This window comes from Lactobacillus gallinarum, from assembly GCF_002160635.1.
Classification (GTDB): domain Bacteria; phylum Bacillota; class Bacilli; order Lactobacillales; family Lactobacillaceae; genus Lactobacillus; species Lactobacillus gallinarum.
In genome coordinates this window covers 1-5,404 of sequence record NZ_NFKZ01000057.1, presented here as the reverse complement: position 1 = coordinate 5,404, position 5,404 = coordinate 1, and the positions used below count along the sequence as shown (strand labels likewise).

The following is a 5,404-nucleotide window of genomic DNA, read 5'->3' as shown; positions in this document are numbered from 1 at the left end:
TCATAATTATTAAGAATAGAAAAGGCAAAAGGCATTGCTTGATATTGTCTAACAGCTAAGTAGTGCTTAGCATGATAATTGCTTCGATTGCGTCCTACATAAGAGTTGTAGACAAAGCGCTGCGCATCATAGTTCAACTTAATGATTTTCTTTTGCTTAGAACTAGGATAAAAGCGAAGCTTAACGCCAAAATGATAGGCTAAGCTGCTCATTCTCTTCATGATTTCACCTCCTTCTGTAGATTAGATATTTATATTGTACAGGGAAGTCGAACATATGTCTCTATTTTTGGAATAAAAAAAGCTGACTGCTAGGTCAGCTTGGCCCTATCCATCCCCGCATTAAAATACGGGGATTTTCGGGCGTTTTTCGTATACCTAGCTTATTAACGAGTACTGATTTAAGCCTAAGATTCTACTTTTTCAGCACTATATTCTCGTATAATTTTACAGTCACAATGTAGTAAATGAAGTAAAGTACGATGAAAATTAAGAATGGTAGCCAGATGCCCATGTATGGCTTAGGTAATAATGCCTTGAACAATCTCAAACCGAAGAGAACATCGATGATACCTAGTGCTCCAGGTAAAGCAAATAGCACCCCAATTTCATTTCTAATTGATTTTCTAAGCATCTTTTCCCTAGTCCCAATCTTGTAGAGCATTTCGTAACGTACTTTGTCGCTGGCGGCGCCGCTTAAAACTTTGAACATCAAAGTTGAAGCGAGCATGGTTAGGAACGCGATTCCTAGGAAGAAACCCATGAATTCGAAACCACTGGCAAAGCCAAGCACTACTTGATAAGTAAATGGCTTAGTGCTACTCAACACTCTACTAATCATAGGTGAAGTCATTTGAAGCTTTTCAATCTTTGTTAAAGTTGGATAGTCTTTAACAAAATCCTTAACTCTAATTAAAGTTATAAACTTCTTTTGTCCTTGAATAGTATTAAATTTAGCTGGAGAAACTAGTTCAATCTTTTTAGTGCCATTAAGTAGCATCATGCTCAAACGAGTATTAGCAGAATTACCAGGAGTAACCAAATCTTTGGTCTTGGCTACAGTTGGTGTATAAGTTGGGAAATCATTACCGTGTTGACTAAATTTAATATATTTAAATGGCTTTTTGTCGAAATCAGCCTTGTTAAAGAATAGTTCTTTCTTAGTTTCAACGTAGTGGTAAGTAGCCTTAGATTTAATATCTAACTTGTCCACATTTTTTTGCACAGCTGGTGTATTTTGCACAATCTGTGCATCATAGTAGTCGCTGACTACTGCTTGGTTCTTCAATGAATTGAAGTTAAGACCAACAGTAATCGCACCAAGAGCTAAAGCGAAAAGTAGTGAGATAACGGAAAGAATACGTGTGTAATCACGAATTCTGAATTTTAGTTGTCCAAGAGTAAAGACGCGAATACCGCGGTAAGCGAAGCCTTTTTTCTTGAGCAAAAGATTGATGATGAGAGTGAAAAATGAATCAAAAGTGAAGTATGAGCCTGCCACGATAGTTACTAATGCTGCTGGAATGATGAAGAAAATAGCATTAGCGGGCATCCCCATAATGTAATAGCCTGCTGCTAAAAGCAAAAGACCTAAGATAGCTTCAACCACGCGCAAACCGTTCTTGCGGCTGATCTTAATTGGCTTTTGACTCTCATGAAGCAAGTCAATCACTTTACTACGCACAAGTTTATGCATATTTCTCAACGCTGCTAAAAAGAATACAACTACAAAGAAAATCAATGTCCATAAAATTGCATTAGGCAAAATTATCTGAAAGTGCGTAATATGTAAGTCTAAACTGCTAATCAATAATTTAGACACAAGAGCAGTTAAACCCAAGCCAACAATAATTCCTAAAATAGCTGCCAAAATCCCTGTTAACAAGGTTTCACAGAAAATCAGCAAACCAAGCTTAGAACTTTTTGCCCCTAGCATCATGAACATGCCATAGTCGTGCTGGCGCATGCTGAGCAAAAATGAATTCGCATAAACCAAGTAAACGAAAGTAATAATTGCGAGTAAGACAATCCCGAAGCCAAAGATGAAGCTTAAGTATTGTCCTGGTGCATTAACATCTTTACTCATGAAGCCTGGGTTAATTGCCAAGGATAAGAACATATAAAAGATTGTACTTGCAACTACCAATCCTGAAAACAGGACCGTGTAGTCTTTGAACCGGCTTTTAATCCCGGTTAAAGATAATTTCCAAATCATTTTTCCTTCCTCCTATTCCTCAGTACCCAAGTGAGCAATCAATTCATGGTAGAAGTCTGTTCTAGATTTTTCACCTTTAATCATTTGTTCACCGATTTTACCGTCTTTGATAAATAAAATGTGATTAGCAAAACTTGCTGAAAATGGATCGTGGGTAACCATCAAAGTTGTTACGCCGTCATGCTTGTTTAAGTTTTCCATCGTGTTTAGTAATTCTCTTGCACTCTTAGAATCAAGCGCACCGGTTGGTTCATCGGCCAGTAAGATTGATGGTTCGTGAACCAAGGCACGTGCAGCCGCTACTCTCTGCTTTTGTCCCCCTGAAATTTCTGCAGGGTACTTATTCAAAATTTCTTTAATTCCTAATTTTGCTGCAATTCTATCCACAATTGGATTAATTCTGCGTGCTGATAATCCACGCAAGCTAAGTGGTAATGCAATATTTTCTCGATTAGACAAATTTTCTAGCAAATTAAAGTCTTGGAAAATAAAACCTATTTCTTTGCTACGGAAGTCAGCCATCTGATTAGTATTCAAAGTGCTAACATCATGCTTATTAATGAAAACTTGCCCCGTAGTTGGTTTATCTAAAGTTGAAAGAATGTTAAGTAAAGTAGTCTTACCAGAGCCAGAAGCACCCATGATTGCTACGAATTCACCTGCAGCCACCTTAAAATTGATGCCCTTCAAAGCTTGGTATTGTTTTTCGCCTTTTTTACCGTAAGTTTTGGTGACGTCGTCAACCACAAGAATTTCGTTCATTTTTATACCTCTTTCTCCCCAATTTGTTTTACTGTATTATCCAATTAATACACTAATATGATATTAGCCTTTTGTCAATCTATTTTTACGCAAAAAAATAGTTCTTCACGTCTTATCGCGTGAAGAACCTTGATCTATCAATGCTTAATTGCTAGTTTTGGTTTTAATTAATTTGCATTTTCCTAATGTTTGAATCTCTTGATGACCGTTTACTAGATGCAAAACTGCATCCCGGTATAACAGTTTTTCTGTCTTTTTGCTCTTATCCTTGTACTTTTTAACAAAAGTTACTTCATAATCAATCTTGCTATAATTGCGCTTACCTGGCAAAACAGATAAGACTTTGACTTCAACATTGAACTTCTTAAGTTTCTTATCCTTTTTCCACTTCTTGATTTGTTGCTCAATCTTCTTATAATCGGCGTTTTCTTTACCATTTTCAAAATTGGTTACCATCGGCTTTTTAAAGTTGGTATACAGTATTCTCGCCGCATTTTCAACTTTAATTAAACCTGGCCAAATTGGGTTAACAATATAGTCACCTTCTGCATCTTGGTAAACGTCTTTTTCACCATTGCCTTGGTAATCTGCTGCACCATCATAATCAGTTACATCGTCTTCACTATCGCTAAATTCCGAACTGATTGATTGTGATAAATCTGTCACATTTTCAGATTTAATGGTTTGACCATCAACCTTGCTTTTAACAAAAATTTCCATTCTCTTAGCAAGCGGATAATCCTTAAATGTATAGTGGCCTTTTTTATTAAGAGTGGCTGTTTTATGATCATTGATATAAACTACGCCATTAGGAACGCTGCGAATTTGGAAAGTGGCGGTTTTAATTTTCATATCTACCGTCTTATTTGACCAAATATTTACAATCGAGTCAGCATCTAACTTTCTATTGTTAACCTTGGATTTAACCAAAATATGGTAACGACCAGGGAAAACTAATCCTAAATCTTGATAGTAATTCTGATTGCCGCCATTCATTTTGCCGTAATCTTCCCCGTTAACAAACAAAGCCGAATTGGCATGGTTGGTTTGAACCTGCGGACGATAGCACTGCACTCGCAACTTATATTTACTGAAAAATAAGAAATAGCGACCGGCTTCAACTAATTGAATCTCACCATTGTCACGATCATGACGTAAGTTAGAATCTAATTTTTTCGCAGCCGCTGCATGATTCTTAAAATAATTTTGCAACGGCTTTAAACTATCATCGGTTACCTTCATATCAGGAGTTGAAGCAATCACATATTGCGCCATCCCCGTCTTAGGGTCTTTTAAGTTGGCAACAATGCGGCTAATCTGCCGATCTCTTGTATAATAAAAATTGCCAGCGGTAATTAATCCGCCAACTAAAATCACAATAATTCCAAATAACCAAATAGTTTTACGTTTTTTCATACTTAAAACCCACCAAATTAATACTTTTAATTTAGATTAACAGGTTGAGCCAAAATAGCAACTATCTTCATTTTTGTGAGGAAAAATTATGGAAATTAACTTCAATTTTGTCAAAAATAGTCCAACATTTAGCGAGCAATACTCCGCTGCTGAAAAGATTCACAAGTTATACACAATCGATGATTATCGTGACGTCATCAGCAACTCTCGCCTTTTGCTTGAAACACTTACTAAGAAAATCTTCAAACTAGAGAATCTGAATGCTTATTATCATGTGCCAGACGGTGAATATCGCAATTTGCGCAATGACACGCATTATTTACGCGGTGAACTCGATTATCCTTTAAGCATTATGGCTTTATTCGATGAAGTCCGCCGGATGGGGAATGCAGCGATCCACGATAGCAAAATCGAACCTGATAAAAAGCAGGCCTGGCGCTGCGTTTGCGACGTTCATGACATTCTAGTCTTCTTAATCAATAGCTATGATGGTCAGGATTTATATTACATTCGCCCCGACATCGCTATGGAGGCTCAAACCTCTAGTCAATTTCATATCCGTGTCAAAAATACTAAACCGCATATTAAACTTAAAGATCATCAGACTAAAAAAGTCGAAGAGCATCATTTACACACTAATTTGAAAAAGGTTAAGCATTTCTCTAGTGTAAAATCTGTGGATAAACCTGCTGAAAAACATGAACAAATTAAGCCAGCAAAACAGAATTGGTTCACAAAACTTTTCCACAAAAAATAGCAAGGTATACGTAACCTTGCTATTTTAATTCAAGAAAGTGTAGTCACTAAAGATCACATTATCCGACTACTAAAAAACGGGCTGTACATACTCCCCCATCAATACACCCGTGCAATCATCATACACCTTATTTTTTGAGTCAACTACCCTAGACTGAAGTCTAGGGCTTAGTGGCTCGTTAGCTTACGCTAACCAGAACACCAACTTGCTTAGATACGGACTTGACTTACCAGCAGTAATCTTTTGACTATTGCC

Annotated in this window: 5 protein-coding genes; 1 reads left to right on the top strand and 4 read right to left on the bottom strand. The window is 36.9% G+C overall.

The genetic code is table 11. From position 1 onward, the window contains the following. From B5E95_RS10160 to B5E95_RS10145, 4 genes are all read right to left on the bottom strand, one after another. The coding region (locus tag B5E95_RS10160; protein WP_162606891.1) for a helix-turn-helix domain-containing protein at positions 1–221 on the bottom strand (221 nt) is incomplete at its 3' end. A gap of 193 nt (positions 222–414) precedes the next feature. After that, positions 415–2,214: an FtsX-like permease family protein gene (locus tag B5E95_RS10155; protein WP_087236559.1), complete on the bottom strand. Its 1,800-nt coding sequence runs from the start codon at positions 2,212–2,214 to the stop codon at positions 415–417. Between the two features lie 12 nt (positions 2,215–2,226). After that, on the bottom strand, positions 2,227–2,976 hold the full coding sequence (locus B5E95_RS10150; RefSeq protein WP_087236557.1) for an ABC transporter ATP-binding protein: 750 nt from the start codon (positions 2,974–2,976) through the stop codon (positions 2,227–2,229). Between the two features lie 144 nt (positions 2,977–3,120). Further along, complete coding sequence (locus B5E95_RS10145; protein WP_087236555.1) at positions 3,121–4,392, bottom strand: TcaA 3rd/4th domain-containing protein; 1,272 nt, start codon at positions 4,390–4,392, stop codon at positions 3,121–3,123. Positions 4,393–4,480: 88 nt separating this feature from the next. On the opposite strand from B5E95_RS10145, the gene B5E95_RS10140 reads away from it, so the two are divergent. Then, a complete protein-coding gene (locus B5E95_RS10140) occupies positions 4,481–5,149 on the top strand; it encodes a hypothetical protein (protein WP_087236553.1) in 669 nt (222 codons plus the stop codon). The last annotated feature ends 255 nt before the right edge of the window (positions 5,150–5,404 follow it).

Coding starts and splice junctions, on each gene's coding strand:
- B5E95_RS10140 (WP_087236553.1), top strand. CDS start 4,481: ATGGAAATTAACTTCAATTTTGTCAAAAATAGTCCAACATTTAGCGAG.
- B5E95_RS10150 (WP_087236557.1), bottom strand. CDS start 2,976: ATGAACGAAATTCTTGTGGTTGACGACGTCACCAAAACTTACGGTAAA.
- B5E95_RS10145 (WP_087236555.1), bottom strand. CDS start 4,392: ATGAAAAAACGTAAAACTATTTGGTTATTTGGAATTATTGTGATTTTA.
- B5E95_RS10155 (WP_087236559.1), bottom strand. CDS start 2,214: ATGATTTGGAAATTATCTTTAACCGGGATTAAAAGCCGGTTCAAAGAC.